This window comes from Bacteroides sp., assembly GCF_028690125.1.
In the GTDB taxonomy this organism is placed as follows: domain Bacteria; phylum Bacteroidota; class Bacteroidia; order Bacteroidales; family Bacteroidaceae; genus Bacteroides.
This window is the reverse complement of the sequence record NZ_JAQVBV010000004.1, coordinates 55,264-76,849: the sequence shown is the minus strand read 5'-3', so window position 1 is coordinate 76,849 and position 21,586 is coordinate 55,264. Positions and strand designations below refer to the sequence as shown.

Annotated in this window: 10 protein-coding genes; 4 read left to right on the top strand and 6 right to left on the bottom strand. The window is 39.6% G+C overall.

Annotation, left to right across the window (positions count from 1 at the left end; all coding sequences use genetic code 11):
* The first annotated feature begins 143 nt into the window (after positions 1–143).
* From PHO71_RS04075 to PHO71_RS04060, 4 genes are all read left to right on the top strand, one after another.
* On the top strand, positions 144–4,472 hold the full coding sequence (locus PHO71_RS04075) for a CusA/CzcA family heavy metal efflux RND transporter (protein WP_300199303.1): 4,329 nt from the start codon (positions 144–146) through the stop codon (positions 4,470–4,472).
* A 177-nt stretch (positions 4,473–4,649) separates the two neighbouring features.
* Entirely contained in the window at positions 4,650–5,555 is a 906-nt protein-coding gene (locus PHO71_RS04070; RefSeq protein ID WP_300199301.1) for an efflux RND transporter periplasmic adaptor subunit, read from the top strand.
* A gap of 27 nt (positions 5,556–5,582) precedes the next feature.
* Positions 5,583–6,647, top strand: a complete 1,065-nt coding sequence (locus PHO71_RS04065; protein ID WP_300199298.1) for a sensor histidine kinase — start codon at positions 5,583–5,585, stop codon at positions 6,645–6,647.
* Between the two features lie 15 nt (positions 6,648–6,662).
* The gene (locus PHO71_RS04060; protein ID WP_300199296.1) at positions 6,663–7,451 is read left to right on the top strand and encodes a LytTR family DNA-binding domain-containing protein; all 789 of its coding nucleotides are present in this window, start codon (positions 6,663–6,665) and stop codon (positions 7,449–7,451) included.
* A gap of 29 nt (positions 7,452–7,480) precedes the next feature.
* On the opposite strand, the gene PHO71_RS04055 is transcribed toward PHO71_RS04060, so the two are convergent.
* The 6 genes from PHO71_RS04055 to PHO71_RS04030 form a co-directional block, all read right to left on the bottom strand.
* Positions 7,481–8,479: a glycoside hydrolase family 43 protein gene (locus PHO71_RS04055; protein ID WP_300199293.1), complete on the bottom strand. Its 999-nt coding sequence runs from the start codon at positions 8,477–8,479 to the stop codon at positions 7,481–7,483.
* A 107-nt stretch (positions 8,480–8,586) separates the two neighbouring features.
* Positions 8,587–11,313 carry a hypothetical protein gene (locus PHO71_RS04050; RefSeq protein ID WP_300199290.1) on the bottom strand — a complete coding sequence of 909 codons (2,727 nt, stop codon included), beginning with the start codon at positions 11,311–11,313 and terminating at the stop codon, positions 8,587–8,589.
* A 420-nt stretch (positions 11,314–11,733) separates the two neighbouring features.
* Positions 11,734–14,052, bottom strand: a complete 2,319-nt coding sequence (locus PHO71_RS04045) for a GH92 family glycosyl hydrolase (protein ID WP_367279878.1) — start codon at positions 14,050–14,052, stop codon at positions 11,734–11,736.
* Between the two features lie 20 nt (positions 14,053–14,072).
* On the bottom strand, positions 14,073–14,864 hold the full coding sequence (locus PHO71_RS04040) for a basic secretory protein-like protein (protein WP_300199284.1): 792 nt from the start codon (positions 14,862–14,864) through the stop codon (positions 14,073–14,075).
* A gap of 11 nt (positions 14,865–14,875) precedes the next feature.
* Complete coding sequence (locus PHO71_RS04035) at positions 14,876–17,224, bottom strand: GH92 family glycosyl hydrolase (protein WP_300199281.1); 2,349 nt, start codon at positions 17,222–17,224, stop codon at positions 14,876–14,878.
* 310 nt (positions 17,225–17,534) lie between these two features.
* Positions 17,535–21,479 (bottom strand): helix-turn-helix domain-containing protein, encoded by a 3,945-nt coding sequence (locus PHO71_RS04030; protein ID WP_300199278.1) that lies wholly within the window; start codon positions 21,477–21,479, stop codon positions 17,535–17,537.
* Positions 21,480–21,586: the final 107 nt, after the last annotated feature.

Genomic DNA, 21,586 nt, shown 5'->3' with positions numbered 1-21,586 from the left:
ACTTTTCTATTAATACTTATCGAGTCTTCAACCTATCATTCCGTCACTTCACTCCGCAATACTTCCGCTTCACTGTTTTTTAATAGCTATGAGTGAAGTTAGTCCGTAGTTTTGTATCATGAAACAATAACACATAGAGAATCATGTTTAAAGCTATTGTACGTTTTTCTATTAAGAAGAAACTATTTGTGGGACTCACCACACTCTTCCTGTTTATCGGAGGGATCTATGCCATGATGACATTGCCGATTGACGCAGTGCCGGATATTACGAACAATCAGGTACAGATTGTGACGGTGTCTCCTACCCTTGCACCGCAGGAAGTAGAACAACTTATCACGATGCCTATCGAAATAGCGATGAGCAATATTATGAATGTGGAAGACATTCGTTCAGTCAGTCGTTTCGGGTTATCAGTAGTAACGGTGGTCTTCAAAGAGAGTGTCCCTACTCTCGATGCCCGGCAACTTATCAACGAACAGATACAAACCGTAGCCGGAGAAATTCCTACAGAACTGGGCACTCCTGAAATGATGCCCATTACCACCGGATTGGGGGAAATCTATCAATACGTACTGAAAGTGGCCCCCGGATATGAAGAGAAGTATGACGCGATGGAACTGCGCACGATTCAAGATTGGATGGTGAAGCGGCAACTGTCCGGTATACCGGGTATTGTAGAAATCAACAGTTTCGGTGGTTACCTCAAACAATATGAAGTAGCGGTAGATCCGGATGCTTTGTTTTCACTGAACATTACTATCGGCGAAGTATTTGAGGCCCTCAGCAGTAACAACCAAAACACGGGAGGCAGCTATATAGAGAAAGCCAAAAATGCTTATTACATCCGTTCGGAAGGAACGATTACCCGTCCGAAAGATATCGAACAGATTGTAGTAGCCAACCGCAACGGGATTCCCGTACATATCAGCGATGTAGGAACCGTTCGCTTCGGCTCTCCCAAACGTTTCGGTGCGATGACGAAGGATGGTGATGGAGAATGTGTAGGCGGTATTGCCATGATGCTGAAAGGGGCTAATGCCAACGTAGTGACTCGTGAACTGGAAAAGCGGGTAGAGAAAATACAACATCTGTTGCCCGAAGGAGTCAGTATCGAACCTTACCTGAACCGTTCGGAACTAGTAAACCGGAATATCTCTACAGTAGTCAATAACCTGATTGAAGGAGCAATTATCGTATTCCTCGTATTAATTCTCTTCCTCGGCAACGTCCGTGCAGGACTGATCGTAGCTTCTGTCATCCCACTGGCAATGCTTTTTGCGTTTATCATGATGCGTATCTTTAATGTCACAGCCAATTTGATGAGTTTAGGTGCTATCGACTTTGGTATTGTGGTAGACGGTTCCATTGTTATAGTAGAAGGAATCCTCGCTCACATATACGGAAAACAGTTTCGCGGACGAACTTTGTCGAAAGAAGAAATGAATGCGGAAGTAGAAAAAGGAGCTTCGGGCGTTGTCCGTTCCGCTACTTTTGCAGTACTGATTATTTTAATCGTATTCTTCCCTATACTGACACTTAGCGGAATCGAAGGAAAGTACTTTACTCCGATGGCAAAAACACTGGTATTCTGTATCATCGGTGCATTGATCCTGTCATTGACTTACGTTCCTATGATGGCGTCACTTTTCCTTAAACACACCATTGTGGTGAAACCAACGCTTGCCGACCGTTTCTTTGAGAAGCTGAATAAGATTTATCAACGGATATTAAGATTCTGCCTCCGTTTTAAGTGGCAGACAACGGCAGTAGCTTTTGCCGCCCTCATTACTTCACTTTTCCTTTTCACACGACTGGGAGCTGAGTTTATACCTACGCTTGATGAAGGAGACTTCGCCATGCAAATGACACTTCCCGCCGGGAGTTCTCTCTCGGAAAGTATCGAAGTCTCCAACTTGGCTGAAAAGGCATTAATGGATAAGTTTCCTGAAATCAAACACGTAGTAGCCAAAATTGGTACAGCAGAAGTCCCTACCGACCCGATGGCAGTAGAAGACGCCGATGTAATGATTGTGATGAAACCTTTCAAAGAGTGGACAAGTGCCGGAAGTCGTCCCGAAATGGTAGAGAAGATGAAAAAAGCATTGGAGCCATTGGCAGATCGGGCAGAATTCAATTTCAGCCAACCCATCCAATTACGCTTTAATGAATTGATGACAGGTGCTAAAGCCGACATTGCCGTGAAACTGTATGGAGAAGACACACACGAACTGTACGAGAGAGCCAAGGAAGCTGCAACATTCGTTGAAAAGGTTCCGGGAGCCGCAGACGTCATTGTGGAACAAACGATGGGACTGCCTCAACTGGTGGTAAAATATAACCGCGGGAAAATAGCTCGTTATGGCATCAACATAGAAGAACTGAATACAATTATCCGAACTGCTTACGCAGGAGAAGCGAGCGGGGTGATTTTTGAAAACGAAAGAAGGTTCGATCTTGTCGTTCGTCTCGATCAAGAGAAGGTAGCCGACCTCAACCTTGACAAATTGTTTGTGCGCACCTCGGAAGGAATACAAATCCCGGTAAGCGAAGTAGCAAATATTGATTTGGTCAATGGTCCGCTACAAATCAACCGTGACGCTACCAAACGCCGCATTGTGATCGGGGTGAATGTACGTAATGCCGACATTCAGCAGGTAGTAGCCAATATCCAAAAGACTTTGGACAAGAATATCAAACTGAAACCGGGATATTACTTTGAATATGGAGGACAGTTCGAGAATCTGCAAAATGCAATTAACACATTGCTCGTAGTAATTCCAGTGGCATTGATGCTTATCTTGCTGATCCTGTTCTTTGCATTCAAGAATATCACTTACACGCTGATGGTATTCTCCACAGTACCATTGTCTCTTATCGGTGGCATCCTGGCTTTGTGGCTACGCGGTCTTCCGTTTAGTATCTCTGCCGGCGTAGGATTCATCGCACTTTTCGGTGTGGCAGTACTGAACGGTATCCTGATGGTGAGCCACTTCAACGAACTTCGTAAACAAAATAAGTATGCCATGTCTACCAACCGTATTATTTCTTTGGGAACGCCTCATTTATTGCGTCCTGTATTCCTGACCGGATTAGTTGCTTCGTTAGGATTTGTACCAATGGCAATCGCAACTTCCGCAGGTTCCGAAGTACAACGTCCGTTGGCAACCGTAGTGATCGGAGGGCTGATTATCTCTACCATATTAACTCTGCTCATCATTCCGGTATTCTATAAGATAGTCAATTCATGGGCAACGTGGAGACGTCCGGGAAGTAAATTCCGGTTACCGTTTTTCACCATACTATTGCCGCTATTTTTAGTAATTCCCACTTGTGTTACTGCTCAACAGTCCCAAGTTGTCAGTCTGGAACAGGCTATTGAAATGGCCAAACAGAATCATCCTCGTTTGAAAATGGCAACCAATGCCATACAACAAGCAAAGGCTACTCGCGGTGAAATAATAGAAGCCACTCCTACTACCTTCAATTATTCGTGGGGACAACTGAATGGAGAAAACAAGAATGACAAAGAACTGGCTTTTGAGCAAAGTCTGGGCTCCCTGCTCACACCTTTCTACAAAAACGCCTTGGTGAGCCGACAGATAAAGACAAATACTTACTATCGCCAAATGGTAGAGAAAGAAGTGACCGCAGAAGTCAAACGCGCCTGGGCTTACTATCAGTATGCTACAAACCTTAGCTCCATGTATCGCGATCAAGATCAATTGGCTGAGAAACTTCAACACATTGGTGAACTTCGCTACCAACAGGGTGAAATCACCTTGCTCGAAAAGAATATGATGTCCACCTTGGCTGCGGACCTACACAATCGTATGTTCCAGGCACAGGAAGAAGAAAAGATGGCTTTGACACGTTTCCGATGGAGTTGTTATTCAGACTCTCCCATCGTCCCGGCCGATTCTACTTTATCTTTACTGCACACTTCACTTTCGACAGGAACTCTGTCCGAAGCGCATACCCAGTATTTCCAAAGTCAGGCAGACGAGGCGAAAGCAATACTTAATATAGAACGCAGCCGCTTCTTTCCGGAAATCAGTCTTGGGTACACACGCCAGAATATTCTTCCTTTGAAGAATCTGAATGCCTGGATGGTAGGAGTATCGTTTCCCGTTTATTTCCTTCCACAGAAAAGTAAAGTGAGACAAGCCAGGCTTGCCGCTACTTCCGCCCAACTTCAAGCTGAATCAAATCTCCGGGAGTTGAATAATAAAGTCACCGAATTGGAGGCCAATCTCAGGAAGTATAATGAAAGCCTTCGTTTTTATACCTCTTCTGCTCTGAAAGAAGCAGAAGAGCTGATTAAAGCAGCCAACTTGCAATTACAGCACAGTGAAACAGGTGTTGCCGAATATATACAGTCCATTACTACCGCACGGGATATCCGACGGGGATACATCGAGACTGTTTATCAGTACAACATCGCTGCTTTGGAATACGAATTATTTAAATAACTGTTCATAATTAATTCGTATCATAAGTATCTGTCATTCAGACGACCGTAGGGAGGAAGAATCTCGTCTTCCGAAACCACAAAGAGGAGATGCTTCGCTACACTCTGCATGACAGGGAGCAGATTGATAAAATGCCTGTCACAAATAAATTAAAAACAGATTGTAAATAAATAGAATATGAAAAAGATAATTTACCCACTCCTATTACTTGCACTGGCAGCTTGCAAAGGAAACCAGCAACCGGCAGATACAGACGAAACAATCGCAGTTGCTACAACCAAAACTGATAGTACGGCACAACCGGAAGTAGACGCCATGACATCTGCCACTTCAAAACCGAATCAGGTTTCTTTCAACGGTCGGATCATGCTCCCTCCCCAACGGCAAGCAACCATTGCTTTGACTATGGGTGGAATAATCAAAAACACCTCTTTGCTACCGGGACAACGCGTAAACCAGAATACAGTGTTAGCCACTTTGGAGAATCCGGAATTTATCACTCTGCAACAGACTTATCTGGACAGTCACGCACAAACGGAATATCTTCAAGCGGAGTACGAACGACAGAAAACACTTTCTGCCGAACAAGCAGCTTCCCAAAAGAAATTCCAACAGAGCAAAGCAGATTATCTATCAATGAAAAGCCGTCAAGATGCCGCAGCTGCTCAACTTCTACTCCTTGGTGTACATCCGGAGACTCTCATTCAAAACGGTATCCAACCTTTATTGGAAGTAAAATCTCCTATCAGCGGTTACGCTACGAACGTAGAAATGAATATCGGCAAATATATAAATCCGGGAGAAGCCCTTTGTGAAGTGATTGACAAAACAAACCCCATGCTTTGCCTGACTACTTATGAAAAAGATCTTGCAGATATGCAAGTCGGAAGTCCCTTACAGTTCCGTGTCAATGGCATGGGTACAAAAGTATTCTATGGTACGGTAGTCTCTATCGGACAGAAGGTAGACGAAGTAAACCGTTCACTCGAAGTATATGCAACTATCAAAGAGACAGACCCGGAATTCCGTCCGGGAATGTACGTGACTGCGCATATCCAAAAACAACCGGTCGCAACCAAGTAATTCGTAATTAACAACTATCTTTGCACAATGATAGTAAAGACCATCATAAAAGATAAGTATCTACTGGCTACAGTCATCATCTCCACAGTGGTGGCTGTACTTATCCATTTCCCGGAATTAGTCTCTCTCTTCGACCGCTTCGAGAGTCACTCACTTTTCCCGGGAATGAGGTTTATTGACGTAGTAAATGAGGTCTGGTTCACTTTCCTCTCATTACTGTTGCTCTTTGCTATCAATACGCGCTTGTTTCATTTCAACCAAGCATCTATCAAAATAACAGGGACGAAGATTATTCTTTCCTTCGTCCTGACCTGGGTGCTGAATAATCTGTTGGGACAGGTCTTTGTATTCATGCACAATACCTTGAATATTCCCGCCATCGACGCAATGGTACATCATTACCTGCATCCTTTACGTGACTTTATCATTTCCTGTCTCGTGACCAGCAGTTGCTACATTATTTACCTTATTCGTCGCCAGCAATTTGTATCAATAGAGAACGAGCAATTGCAAGCAGAAAACCTCCGCAATCAATATGAAGTATTGAAAAACCAGCTTAATCCGCATATGCTGTTCAACTCCTTGAATACTTTACAGTCGTTGGTTCGCGAAAATCAAGGTAAAGCACAAGACTATATTCAAGAACTTTCACGCGTATTACGATATACATTGCAAAGTAGCGATTCGCAAAGTGTCACTCTCCGGGAAGAAATGGACTTTGCCTCTGCATATATATTCTTGCTAAAGATGCGGTTTGAAAACAATTTGCAATTTGATATTCAGATAAATAAGGCTTTGGAAAACTATCTTCTTCCTCCAATGGCGGTACAAGTATTAATCGAAAACGCAGTTAAACATAATGAAATCAGCAATCGTAAGCCTCTGACCATCCACATCACTACGGATAACGAAGGATACTTGTCTGTAAGCAACGCTATACAGCCCAAATGGACTGCTACTCCCGGTACAGGTATCGGTTTGGTAAATCTAGCCAAACGGTACCACCTTTTATTCAAGCAGGATATTCAAATCACAGAGGATAAGGAGTTCACCATACGCATTCCTCTTATCTGTAAGAATCTACAATCTTGATTCGAAAGAAAGCCTATGAAAACAGCCATTATTGAAGACGAAAAAGCAGCCGTACGCAACCTTGCTTCACTACTCAACGAAGTAAAACCGGACGCGGAAGTTATCACAGTGTTGGATAGCATCGAAGGAACTATCGAATGGTTCAATAGTAATCCAATGCCCGAACTGGTATTCATGGATATTCATCTGGCAGACGGTTCCGCCTTTGAAATATTCGAGCACATCCATATTACGTGTCCAATCATATTCACTACGGCTTATGACGAGTATGCTTTACGCGCATTCAAAGTAAACAGCATTGACTACCTGTTAAAACCTATCTGCAAAGAAGATGTAGAACACGCTTTTGAAAAGTTAGAAAGTTTGCAGGATTTTCCTGTAAAAAATGAAGATGACTCACAAATGCATGACAATGAGTTACTGCAATTAATTCATTCCCTCAAAAAACAAGAAAACTATAAAACTCATTTTCTCATTCCTCTGAAAGGAGATAAGTTATTGCCTATTTGCGTAGACATGATACAATTGTTTTATATCAAAGATTGCCAGGTAAAAGCTGTGTTGGCAGATGGAACGGAACACTATTTTCCGCAGACATTGGATGAACTTACCGATTGTTTAAATCCGGCACTATTCTTCAGGGCAAATCGACAATATCTGGTTTCAAGAGAAGCAATTAAAGATATTGATTTATGGTTCAACAGCCGGTTATCTATCAATCTGCGATATTCGGGAAATCAAGAAAAGATATTAGTCAGTAAGGCAAGAGTGGCAGAATTTAAGGAGTGGTTCTCAAGAAAATAAGTACCACTCCTATAAGTTATAATATCAAATTAACGAGACTTTTTAAGAGGACTAGCTTTTACTCCTTCGAAAGTCATCTTTACTGGCTTTATATAACCATCTTTATCAAAATAGATGCGGTCAATGCAGGTTGCACGACTATTAGCTGCTGTTTCTCCTAGCGGACGACGGTGATAAATGATGTACCATTCATCTTTTCCCTTACCTTTTACCAAAGAATGGTGACCGGCTCCGGTAGCTACAGAAAGGTCTTGCTCCAAAATCTTTCCAACTCTCTTGAATGGACCGAAAGGAGAATCTGCAATAGCATATGCCACAGAATAATCGGGACCACCCCATCCGCCTTCAGACCACATGAAATAGTATTTTCCTTTTCGTTTCAACATAAACGGACCTTCCACATAATTTTCGGGGGTTACTTCCTTATACATAGTTCCATCTTCAAAAGGAACTATACTCAATAAATCCGGAGCCATCTTTACCATATTACAGTGTCTCCATCCTCCATAGTACATATAATACTGACCATCATCATCTTTAAATACAAACTGGTCGATAGGCTGCGCTCCATTAATAATTTTATCAATCAACGGTTTACCCAACGCATCTTTAAAAGGGCCTGCCGGATTATCGGCTACAGCGACTCCAATTCCTCCCAGTTCATTATTGTTCTGGATGTCATTAGCCCCAAAGAATAAATAGTATTTTCCATTTTCCTGAACGATTGCCGGAGCCCATAATGCGCGACGTAACCAACTGATATTCTCTTTTTCAATTACTCTGGGATGCTTCTTCCAATGTACCAAATCAGTGGATGAGAAGGCATCCATAAATATCTGATCATCATAAGGAGCAGAATATGTGGGATAAATCCAATATTCATTATTAAACACAATCCCCTCCGGGTCAGCATACCATCCCTGAAAAAGAGGATTACCGCTCGTTTCCTTTGGAGTAGAAGCTTTTTGGGCACAGAGAGAAGTAGAACAACCTAATACTATAGAAAGAAAAATATTTCTATACTTCATATTACAAAAAATTTAAATTATTATATAAACTAACATTCGTTTTCAAAATTATTGATCAAGCTATTCGGGTATGCCAAATAGCAATCTACCTGAATAGTTACCTATTTTTATTCTGATACAGGAGCTTGCTCTAATACAGGAGCCTGCTCTAATACAGGAATCGTTGAATAAGTTAAACTTCCAATCCGACCTTCAATCAGAGTTTCTGCCTGAATAACCAAAGGAGTGGAATATTGATTATTATAACATTCAATGACCACTTTTCCATCTGCATCTGTTTGCACAGTAGGGTTCCAATAAAGAGTACGTCTCCTATCAACTCTATCCATGTAGATTTGCTTTTGCGGATAAGAAGGAGAATAACATTCTAACATAGGTGTATAACCTTGTATAATAGTCTTACGAGTTCCCCAAGCAGCAGTCTCGTTCTTATTCATAACATCATGACGCGGAAGAGGAATCAGATAGACAAATATAAATTCGTCCAAATTAGTCATGTCCAATTTCTTATTGGTATTTAAAGTATTACTATTACTGGGAGTACTTGTACCGTTATTCGTAGACAAAGAACTTGTATTACTACTATTATCAGTTGCATTCATATCTGTCAAGTTGCCATCATCAGTAGTACTAAGGTCCAGTACTTCATTAACACCGGACAAACTTGAGTTTTGAAGAATCTCATCACGAATAGCCTGATTTCCTTTACAGATAATCATCGAGGCCAAACCGTCAATCTCCGTCAGCATCATCCTTTCTTCAATACGTGACAGAAGTTTACCATTTAAAATAAACTTTATCGGTTTCAAACGATAAGTATATGAATCGTCCCTCTTGTCCCAGAGAAATTGCGAGCTTTGCATTTCTAAGAATTCAGGAATCGAACTAACAAATTTTCCCTCGTCACGCAATAAATCAACAGTCTGACGTACATCATAGTAAGCATCTATACTCTTTTCATTGATTTTCGTATCCATATAGCCTTTGCGCTTTTTACTTTTGATGACAACTTCATCCAGCAAGAAATCACTTTCTACCCTACGAAGAGAATCCAGAAAGAGAGAATCGAAATTATCAACTTCTTGTTTCCATTGATCCAAATCTTTCCATTCCGGATGAGATTCTAAATAATCAAGAGGACGTATTTTAGGAGAGAAATTACGATCAATCATAATAGAAGCATCTTTATTACGATTTTTATTCAATCTGCGTGTCTGGAATAAAGCTTCTTCGCTTCCTTCAAAATCTTCCATAGGAATAGAAAAGCGTCCATTCTCATCGGTTACAGTTTGCCCGGTAATGATACCTTCATCCCTCTTAATCATTACACTAAGACCGATATTTTTCAATTCATTCTTTAGAATAGACGATTTTATCTGACCATTCAAAACCAACTGAGTTTCGGGGTTTTGAAGTGGCGTGTAAGGAGTAACCCCAATAATTTGTTCCATATCATATTTACGCCATCCATGTACAAGCATCAATACATCCAGTTCTTCCAGTTTTTTAGGATTCATGTTAGCTAAATAATAACCCGGTTGATGAATATAACCTTTCAAATCGGAGGTAAACAAAAGATCGGTAAATAGATTATTATCATACTCCAAGTAATCAGAGCGCAATGCATCTCGTACACTGACAGACAAATTACCCACTAGAGGGTTACCTACCGGATCTTTTAGCTGCAATTCACAACGAATAGGTGCATACGGTTCATATACTTTTTTCAATCCGGAAGCGGATATCTTTAAAGGCGACTTAGGAAGAGAAAAAGTAAAACGTTCACATAATGTATGTCCTGCACGGTTGATCAGACTAACCTGGATAACACCGGAAGGCAAGTCACGAGAACGCATATTCATCTGTTGAGGTGCATCTGCACAGCAATCTATTGCCTTATAAGCATAAGGTCTGCCGGCATGGCTGATATAAACAGCCAAAGAATCCTGAGCTGTTTTTGCATTACAGAAAACATTGACCAAAAGAACTCCTGATGTATTATCTACCTTCATTACATAGCCTGAAGGAAGTGCTTTCGGAAGTTCAAACTTATATTCATTTCCTTGATAATTTACTTTAGCAGTAGCCGGCAAAGAAGTAGGAGTATAATTAAAATACCCCATGCCGTCGTGCATGGTTTCTATTTTTGTAAGTTCCTTACCATCGGCGGAATAAAGCGCTCCGGACAATTGAATGTCTCCGTCGCGATTGCTTTCTACTTTAAAAGCAACACGGGATTCTATTCCCTCAACTAGTTGTCCACCCTCAGGAAAGAAACCTATTTCTAATTTCTTTTTAGTTATCTCGGGACGTTGATCCATAGATGTACTCAAATCATAATTAGTGATAGTTCGTTCCGACTGATCACCTCTTGCCAATTGGTATATCGGAAAAGTACGCGAAAAATATTGCTGAGCACTAAATCCCAACATCCAACGGGTATAAGCCCGTATTTCATAGTAACCGGATAATAGCGACTTAGGAAGAGCTATCTGTCCGCTTCCTTGTCCTTGAGAGAGTTTTATAATTTGCTTGTCTCTGATATGACCGGCTTGATCTATCAATTCTATATACAATGGACGACTTATTGTACTAAATGTTGGCTGTTCTGCAAGAGTTACATAAGCCTTAAACCAAATGGTGTCACCTATATAGTAACTTGTATTATCAAAATGCAGATAAGCTTTTTCACGTGGATAGTTCGAAGCAAAAGTCTGTGCCTGCTTCATATACTGTTCAAATATACCACCTTGAGTTGGAAGCTCTTGCCCAACTACGATTGTAGCTAGCAGATTGCAAACTACAAGAATTAAGAATAGTTTTCTGTTTTTCATCTCAATAAGATTTGTGGTCCAAATATAACTATTTTTAAACAACAAAGAAAAAATACACAAACAAATGATAGTAAGAAGGATAAAAATGAGACTATTTTATCCTTTTCTGAAACATTTCATATTATAATCATCTCATTTAATAAATTCTGTTCTGATTCTTTGTTACAAGATCTCACTTTCAATAAATAAGTATTCTCCACAACTTTGTCACTTTCTTGCTTCACTACAAGACTATTTCTTCAGCCAAAAACATTCACTTAAAAGTCTTTAGAGAAGATTGGTGATGAAGACAAGAAAGCTATGAATAAAATCATTTGCTTTCTTGCCATAATCATTTTTGTTATTTTATCTATCCATCCGTAGAGACTTCAATACCTCCATATACAAGAGACTATAGACATTTTAAAATTAATATCTGTTTTATATCTTTTGTTGATATTTCATTGTTTTTCCGGGCAATGAAAGTGAAGGAGGAACTGCCTCATCAGATATAGCCCGTTTATAATTCGGTTTGGCACTCATAACAAAACGGAGTTTCACACCATCGCGAACATCATCATACGTCAAATATGACTTGTCATACTTCTTACCATTCACATATAACTCCTTCACATATACATTCTTTGGTGACCAATTATCCGCTGTCATCTCAATCATTTTACCATTACTCATACGAACAGTAATTGCTTTAGCACAAGGAGAGCCTATGTTATAAATATTGCTCGAAGGAGCAATCGGATAAAAACCGATACAATTAAACATATACCATGCAGACATCTGTCCACAATCATCATTGCCGCTCAACGCATCCGGGGTATTACCATAAAAACGATCTACAATGGTTCGAATCCACTTTTGACATTTCCAAGGCTCTTTCAAATAATTATAGAGATAAGCTACATGATGGCAAGGTTCATTGCCATGCCAATAAGCACCAATTCGTCCTTGGATATCATGTGCCCCCGGAATATCATCCGGAAGTTCAACTGTAAAAAGCTCGTCCAGACGCTTGCGAAACAGTTCTTTTCCTGCTTCATTTATATATCCTTGCACATCTTGTGGGACATACCAGGTATACTGTAAAGTAAAACCTTCTGTTATATCTCCCCAACCATTTACTGATCCCGGTCCCTGATACGCCACAGGAGTAAACGGAGTCCGCCAAATCCCTTTACTATCCCGTCCACGCATATATTTTGTTTCGGGATCAATCAAAGTCTGGTAAGAAAGTGCACGATTCAAAAAATAACGATAATCATCTTCCTTTCCTAACTTTTTAGCTGCCTGTGCAATGCAATAATCATCATAAGCATATTCCAACGTTTTAGACACTGATTCTGCTTCTTTGTCAAAAGGCACATAACCCATTGAACTATATTCCGGCAAACAGTCATAATTAGGATTCATCGCCGTAGTTTTCATTGCCTCATAAGCCCGTTCGTAATCGAATCCCTTAACATCTTTTACTATCATATCCGCCAATACGGAAACAGCATGATATCCAATCATACACCAGGTTTCATTTCCATAAAAAGACCAAATAGGCAACATTTTTTCCACACTCTTATCATAGTGGACCAACATAGAATTGGCAATATTCGCATTTACATCTTGTTGCACCAAATTGAACCAGGGATGTAGTGCACGATAAGTATCCCACAAAGAAAATACCGTATAGTTTGTAAATCCTTCGGCTTTTTCTATATTCTTATCCAACCCTCGGTAACGACCATCGGAATCTTGAAATATAAAAGGATGCAAAGCTGCATGATAAGCTGAAGTATAGAATGTTTCTTTGGTTTTCTGATCAGCTTCAAGGGTGTATTTATTCAGTTCCTTTTCCCAAAGTTCCTCTCCTTTCGTTTTCAGATCATCAAACGTCATACCATCCAACTCCTTTATATTCTGCATAGCTCCATCTGTGCTAACGGCAGATATAGAAGTTTTTACAGTAACAACCTCTCCTTGCTCCGTATCAAAAGACAGACAAGCCATCAAATTCTTTCCCCACGCTTCGTAACAACTACGAAAACGGGAAGTGTTATAAATGACCGGTTTCTTATCCTGCACAAAACGTAGTCCGGTAAGTTTCTTTGAAAAAACAGCTGTAAAATAGACATGACGTTCCGGTCCCCATCCCTTCACCAGCTTGTAGCCTGTAATCGTCGAATCATTGATCATACGTAGATTTGACCATTCACAAGATTGCCATAAAGTATGATTCATATCGACCATAATAAATGCCTTGTCAGATTTTGGATAGGTAAAACGGAAGATTCCGCTACGTAAACCCGATGTCATCTCAGCCTTCACATTATAGTCATCCAGTTTTACTGCATAATAATTGGGAGACGCACACTCCTGTTCATGTGAATAACGTGAACGGTATCCTTTATCCGGTTCTTCATGAGTACCCGGTTCTAATTTCATTTCCCCCGTTCCCGGTATAAATAAAAAATCCCCCAAATCAGGAATTCCCGTGCCACTCAAATGTGTCAGGCTAAATCCCATAATTGTCGGATGACTATATTTATATCCGGATGCTGCATCATAGAATTTAGCATCTGTATCCGGACTTATCTGTATTCCTCCAAAAGGAATCTGAGCTCCCGGATAAACATTTCCATATCCATCAGTTCCTACAAACGGATTGACATACTCAATCAGCTTCTCAGTTTGAGCCATGCCCGGCAAAGTAGCCAGGCATGACAAAACCAAAAACAACTTTTTAATTGTCATTTTTTTCATCGTGATTTATTTTATGCTTGTGAATCTCCAACTGCTACCTGATATTCGTGCCATAATTCATCAATGTTATACTCTTGGCCCAACACATGCTTAATAGCTCCATCGAATGACCAAGGAACCACTTCCAATGTACTACGATTGAACTTATGCAAAAACTCAGGATCTTTATTGTCACGTATCCATACGAAGAAATAACCTGCCGTACGATAACCATCCATATAGTTTCCTCCTTTCGGACGAGCATCCGGCCCGAATCCTCCATTGGCCACACGCACAGCATCTGCCATTCCTTCTATAAATGCCCAGAATACACGACTGTTGCCATAATTTCCAATTCCTTGTGGTTCCAACTGATAAGCATGGGTCAATTCATGCAAAAGTACGCCACGAGTTTCAAAGAAGAGTTTGGTTGTATCATTGTTTGCAAATGACTTTTCAATATGACGTGTGCTATAAAAAATACTAACATTACCCTGATTGCCGCCTTTAGCAGAAATCCCGTCAATATCCTCCAACGTGTAATGTATCTGATATACGGGCACAATGCTATCTTTAGGAGAATTATAAAGTGTTGCCAATACAGTACGTGCCTGTTCCTTAATATAAGATTCAGCATCCGGTATGATCCGGTGATAAATATCAGATCCTTTTGAATCCGGAGCTTTATCTTCAAACAAAACTGTTCCGACATTATATTTTTTCCATAAAACCTCGGCTTTGTCTTTCTGTCCTTTTTTACTTGTAGAACAAGCTACGATTCCTATCAATAGGCACAATCCATATAATAAATATTGCTTTTTCATATCCTGTGTTTTTATAAATTATTTACTCCATTCGTTAATGAATACGGTTTATCTTCTGCTGCAAGTCCACGACGTTTATTGGGCGAAGAGCTCATTTTAAATTCCCAAACACCTCCATTTAAGATGTCTTGATGAGTAACATACATCTTATCATAAGTTACTCCATTTATTTTTAAAGAATGTACATAACACTTTTTGTCACTCACGCCCGGAGCTTTAATCTCCAACGTTTTTCCATTCGGAAGTTTCAACTTCAGATAGGGCAGATAAGGCGCTCCAAGTACATATTGATCAGTTCCCGGACACACAGGATAAAATCCCATTACGGTAAACAGATACCATGCTGACATTTGTCCACAGTCATCATTTCCTCCCAAACCATTGATATCATTCCGGTACATACGATTCAGAATTTCACGCAACCAGAATTGAGTTTTCCAAGGTTGAGACGTCCAAGCATATAAATACGGAACATGATGGCTCGGTTCATTACCATGAACATAACCGCCTACCAGACAGTCTATCGTAATATCCTCATTGTGTTCGTAATATTTCTCCGGTAAGTGCATAGAGAATAATTCATCCAATTTCTCTACAAATTTCTTTTCTCCTCCCATCAAGTCCATCATGCCGAATACATCATGAGGTACATGGAATGAGAAGTTCCATGAATTGCCTTCAATAAAGCCCTCACCATAGGTTTGCAATACATCGAACTCTTTCTTAAACGTACCATCACTATAACGCGGACGCGCAAAACCGATGGTCGTATCATAGATATTCCGGTAATTCAAAGCACGTTTCCGGTAATTCTCTGCAAGCTCCTTGTTGCCGGCTTTTAAAGCTGTCTGATAAATAGCCCAGTCATCATATGCATACTCCAATGTAGAAGATGCCGCCGTACCACTCTTATCCAATGGGATATACCCTAACTTCATGTAATCTGTAATTCCCTCATAATAAGGAACCGTCGAAGTACTTACCATGGCAGCTAAAGCTTCATCTGTATTTGTAAAAACACCTTTTGTTATTGCATCTGATAACACAGATACGGCATGATAACCACTCATACACCAATTTTCATTTCCCATATGGCTCCAAACAGGAAGCATACCATGCACACTCTGTTGCTGATGTTTGATCATTGACTCTACCATATCTGCATTACGGTCGGGTTTTACCAAATTCAAGAATGGATGCTCGGCACGATAAGTATCCCACAATGAGAAGATTGTATAATTAGTAAAGTCCTTAGCCTGATGAATATTATGATCCAAACCACGATAAGAACCGTCCACATCCATATATACGGACGGATTGATCATCGTATGATAAAGTGAAGTATAGAACATTGCCTTTTGATCTTGTGTTCCTTCTATCTCATAATGATCTAACTCACCATTCCAATTATTACGAGCGGCTTCAGCCAACTGTTCAAAACTTCGTCCTTCGGTCTCAGCACGTAAATTTTTGATTGCTCCTTCGGTGCTTACACCAGAAAGCGCTACTTTCATGACCAGTTCCGGCTGTTCTTCGGTATCAAAATTGAAATAAGCAACGATTTTACGTCCGCTGATCTCCGGAAAGTTCTTCTCCATGTTAAAGCGACGCCAGAAACCATTATACAAAACTTTTGCCTGATCCTTATATCCATAGTCCTTGATCGGCTGAGACAAAGAAATAGCGAAATAGGTATAATTAGTACGTGCCCAGCCGTTCGTAATACGATAACCGGTTAGCAACGTATCATTTTCTACTCTCAAATTAGTCCACAATACTTTACCGTCATAATTATAAATACCATGTGAAAGATCCAGTATTACATGACCATTTTTATCTTTTGGAAAAGTATACTTATGCACACCTACGCGTTGCGTAGCAGTCAGTTGTGCCTTAATGCCATAATCGTCCAACATTACCTCATAATATCCAGGAGCCGCCTTTTCAGTAGTATGGCTGAAACGTGAGCGATAGCCCTCATCCGGATACTCCGCCCGCCCGGGATTTAACTTTAAATCGCCAACAGCAGGCATCAGGAGAATATCTCCCAAATCCGAATGTCCTGTGCCACTCAGGTGAGTATGACTAAAGCCTACAATTGTTTTATCACGATATTGATAACCTGCGCAATATTCATAAGCATTCTTCTGGTAAGCACCATTTACATTATGGGGGATTGTGTCAGTGTCCGGACTTAACTGTATCAGACCAAAAGGAGTACAAGCACCCGGAAACGTATGCCCCATTCCATTCGTTCCAATAATAGGATTGACATAATCTACCGGCTGCTTTTGTGCAAAAGTGGAAGAGATTCCCAATAGTAGTGTCGCAGTGAAAGAGAATAGTTTATTTTTATTCATGTTCGTGAATTAATCAATTTAGATATTATCTGATTTATTTCATTAGCAAATTAAACCGCTTTTCCAATAATCTTAATCCTCCACAGTGACAAATTCCTGTCAATCTAATTTTGTCCATTTAGAGCACAAAGGAGTCAATTAGAGTACAACATAAACTATTGATATTCAAATAGCAATAATCCATTTTGTACAATTAGAGTACAATCTTAAGCACAAATAGCTTTTGATATTTTAAAGAGAATCCATACTTTGCAAGTAATTAACGGATAACTTATGTCCACGTTCAGCTATATTTCTTTTATAACCGATCTTACTTTTTATGTTGTTCCCGATAATCTTTTGGAGTCATCCCGAAGCGACGAGTAAATTCCTTATAAAAATACGAACGGCTTGCTATGCCTACATCCGTAATCACATCTTGGATTGACAAATCATCATTCAGTAACAGACGGGCTGCTTTTTCCATTCGATAGCTTTTTATCAAATCGCCGGGAGCTATATCCGAGATTTCTTTAAACTTCCGGTAAAATTGGCGAGGACTCATCGCCATGCGGTCGGCTATCAAAGTTGATCCGAGTTCCTCCTGATTCAGATTCTGTTCGATCACTTGCAACATTTTACGTATAAAATGAGCCTGTTCGGGCGTGTTACATACAATTTGTCCGGAAAGATCGCCCAGATCCTCCATATAAATCTGCTTCACCTGACGCTTACCATAAATTGCATTATGAACAACCTCTCGCAAAAACAAGATATCATAAGGAAGTACAATGTAAGAATCGGACCATAGAATTAATTCACGCTGAATAGACGAACTAACTTTCCAAGTCAGCATTGGGATAAATGCAGTTTTCGAAAGTAATGAACGGTTTTTACTCACATACTCCATAAAGGTACTTTCTGCATTGGCATACATTGTCATATCAACTAAGAATAGAGATGGAGCCGAACGATGTAATTCTTCAAATGCAAGCTGCACACTTTTCACTTGCATCACGACATATTCATCAGCCAGAAAGTTACTAATCAACCAAGTCATTTCATCTCTATCTTCCAACAAAAGAACGGTTTTCTTCTCCTTTCCTCCCATTTCCGTCAAAATTGCCGGCTCTAAAGCTATTGACAATTGTTTCTCGAAGTCCTTATCTGTATAATGAAGCGTTGCATGAATCCTTTTCAATGCAGATTGGACAAAACATAACAGTAGCTGGACACTAAACGCATGGTCCGAACTTGTTGCATTGTCAGGAGAAGCCTCACCTGAAAGATGTTCAAATAGCATTTTTGCTGTATTATCCACAGATGAAAAATGCAACAGCATTTTTCCTTTTTCTTCGTGTACTCCTACTGTAACACCTCGTGTTTCTCTTGTCTCAGCTATCCAATAATAACAATAATAAAGAATACTATGGAGTGCATTTTTATAAACAGGAAAAGTAAATTCTTCCGGTATAGTAGATTTAATAGCGGAACTATCAATCCCTTGCTCTTTTAATCTACGTAACACAGCCAATGAAACCTCCCGTATACACATACGAGCTGCAACAATAAACCGATCCGGGAAAAATTGCTTGAGTTCCTTCATATTTAAATTAGCGGGACTAAGCAAAGCCGTCATCACCGTTTCACGTATCAATTCTACTGTATCAAGACGTTGCTCATAGGAAATATTCTCTGCACGTAATTGATCACAAAAATGATATATAAAAGTAAAACGATCGAGCACATCTCGATTATAATAATCAATACCGGAACTCTCGTGGCAACTTTCTGTCCCAAGCAAACGCTTCATCATACGTTCTTGCGCAAAATACTTACGGAGCAAATAAACTAGGTATCCAAAAGCTAAAATCAATAATAAACCATAAACAACATAAGCTGCCTTCGAGCGATACCAAGGAGAAAGTACATAAACAGGAAGGGAGAAGCAACGATATTCTGTATCAAATACGTCTTTTTTATATCGTACCTTAAATATATAGTTACCATCCGGCACATCTGTGTAAGACGCCTCATTGATACTACTGAATGAAGTCCAATCCTTATCATATCCCTCTAATATGTACGAATACTCAACATCATTTCCCAAAAGGAAGTCAGGTACTACAAAAGAAAGAGTAAAAGAGACTCCGGCTCCTTTAAACTGCAAAGCTTTATCACCATCTATATAATAATCTTTTAAATTTACCTGCGAACGTCCAATACTCAACTTACGCAACAAAATATCCGGATGATATTCAGGAGCCACTTCTACCTCTTTATCCAAAAATAATAATCCGTCAATTCCTCCGAAAAAGAGATGTCCGGTATAAGGGCAGCGATAATAAGCATCATCACTGAATTCTCCAATCTGTACGCCTGCACTATAATAATAGGCATGAGACGAACCGTTTTTGGGATTATATTTAATTAATCCCCGATTAGTTCCAAGCCATAAAAATCCATTTTCATCTTCCAGAACACCATGAATCATATCATTTAGCAATCCTTGTTCACGTCCAACATAACCAACTTTAATTTTCTTTCCCTGAAAAGATACGCAAACCAATCCGGAAGTAGTTCCAACATATATACACCCGTCATTAGCACGGTGCAAACTTAATATATCGTCTACCGACTTATGAAGCATATCTTTCAAAGAAATCAACTGATATTCTTCTGTCTTTTTATCAAACTTCACCAATCCTTTTTCACGACTTCCTAACCATAAAATTGAATCCCCCTCAGCCAACATAGGATAAAACATAGCTACTTCCCGCTGTTCACTGAAAAAATGATAACGCTTCTGACTCTTAACTTTTATAGTTCCTCCACTTTTATCTAATATAATCTTACGAAAACCAACTCCGGCTGTCACCACATAAAGTATACTATCATTCTCTTCAAAAATATCATGTATTTCAATAGCCGGGTCTTCCGAATCATCTTCTACCTGATGCAATACACCGTCTTTAAATGAATAATAAAATAATCCCGGATTTCCCGATCCAATCCAAAAGCCATCCATATATCTACTCTGTTTCAACTTATAAACATGAAACTCTTTATCCCATTTAATATAGGACGATATATTTTGTTTTCCCGTTGGAGAATAGACTACTGTTTTTACAGGATTCATTCCATCGCTATAATGGGGAATATGTAACAAACCATCTCCTTTTGTTCCAAACCATAATCCTCCATATTTATCCGTCATTACAGAACGTACCTGCCGACTCAGATTAGACGATAAATGACTGAGCATTAAGTTTGTTGCGATAGAATATTTCTTTGAATACATAATAGCCCCTTGTCCGTCCGACGCAATCCAAAGAATCCCCTGACGAGCATCCCGATAAATATCGTATATACGTATATTACGATCTACAATTTCCGCTTCATACTTTTCAGAAGCACTTAACCGTACCAGTCCATTCGTTCTAAAACCAATAATAATGTCCTCATAAAAAGGAACGATCCCCATGATATCTCCATACTTCTCCATCAACGAAGAAATATTCCGAATATAGATTTTAGATTTACGCGAAATATCATATACAAATAAGTCCCGATCTCTATCAATAAAAACAAAAATACCATTCTGATAAAATACATCATCAATAGGTTTTGCATGAAAATCGGTAAGTGTAGTAGTCACTTTATTAATAAGGGTATCTTGCTCAAAACTATCTAACGAAAATTGTTGTAGACTACCTGTGTTGGATGGGAAAAACCATAATACTCCATCATCTGCAACAAACGAACGACGTGCCACGACTTCCATTTCAGTAGATGGTTCTTTAAGATGGACAAACTTTCTATGATAAGTATTATAATAATAGATTCCATCATGACTTACTACCCAAGTATTCCCTTTAGCATTGGAATACAGATAATAATCTCCAGAGAAATCATAAGAACCGACTATCTGTCGCGCATTCTGTGAAAAACGGTTTACTCCAAGATGCGTAGTTATCCACAAGCAACTGCTGTCCGCCTGTTGAATGGAATGGATTACATTATTACTTAACGTTTGATCAGCAGAAAAGTCAGAACGAAAGATTTCCATCCCTTTGCTGTCATAACAATTCACACCATCATAAGTACCAAACCACATTAATCCTGCTTTATCCTGAAAAAGGCAAAGTACTGCACTATTAGATAATCCTTGCTGATAATCCACTTTTGAGAAAAAATAAGAATCTTTCTCATTACCAGCTAAGCATCCTAAAGAGAATAAAAGTGTAAATATGTTCAGTATTAAGCGTGTTTTCATCACAAACTATTGAAATTAGCTCACAAATAGAGGGACTATTTTTAAATATCAAAGGCAAATATAGTAATTTAAAACTATTAGCTAAGACAGTTTTAAACCATATTTCC

Bases quoted from the DNA above. Each gene is read 5' to 3' on its own strand.
- PHO71_RS04050 (WP_300199290.1), bottom strand. From the start codon at position 11,313: ATGAAAAACAGAAAACTATTCTTAATTCTTGTAGTTTGCAATCTGCTA.
- PHO71_RS04035 (WP_300199281.1), bottom strand. From the start codon at position 17,224: ATGAATAAAAATAAACTATTCTCTTTCACTGCGACACTACTATTGGGA.
- PHO71_RS04030 (WP_300199278.1), bottom strand. From the start codon at position 21,479: ATGAAAACACGCTTAATACTGAACATATTTACACTTTTATTCTCTTTA.
- PHO71_RS04070 (WP_300199301.1), top strand. From the start codon at position 4,650: ATGAAAAAGATAATTTACCCACTCCTATTACTTGCACTGGCAGCTTGC.
- PHO71_RS04045 (WP_367279878.1), bottom strand. From the start codon at position 14,052: ATGACAATTAAAAAGTTGTTTTTGGTTTTGTCATGCCTGGCTACTTTG.
- PHO71_RS04075 (WP_300199303.1), top strand. From the start codon at position 144: ATGTTTAAAGCTATTGTACGTTTTTCTATTAAGAAGAAACTATTTGTG.
- PHO71_RS04060 (WP_300199296.1), top strand. From the start codon at position 6,663: ATGAAAACAGCCATTATTGAAGACGAAAAAGCAGCCGTACGCAACCTT.
- PHO71_RS04040 (WP_300199284.1), bottom strand. From the start codon at position 14,864: ATGAAAAAGCAATATTTATTATATGGATTGTGCCTATTGATAGGAATC.
- PHO71_RS04065 (WP_300199298.1), top strand. From the start codon at position 5,583: ATGATAGTAAAGACCATCATAAAAGATAAGTATCTACTGGCTACAGTC.
- PHO71_RS04055 (WP_300199293.1), bottom strand. From the start codon at position 8,479: ATGAAGTATAGAAATATTTTTCTTTCTATAGTATTAGGTTGTTCTACT.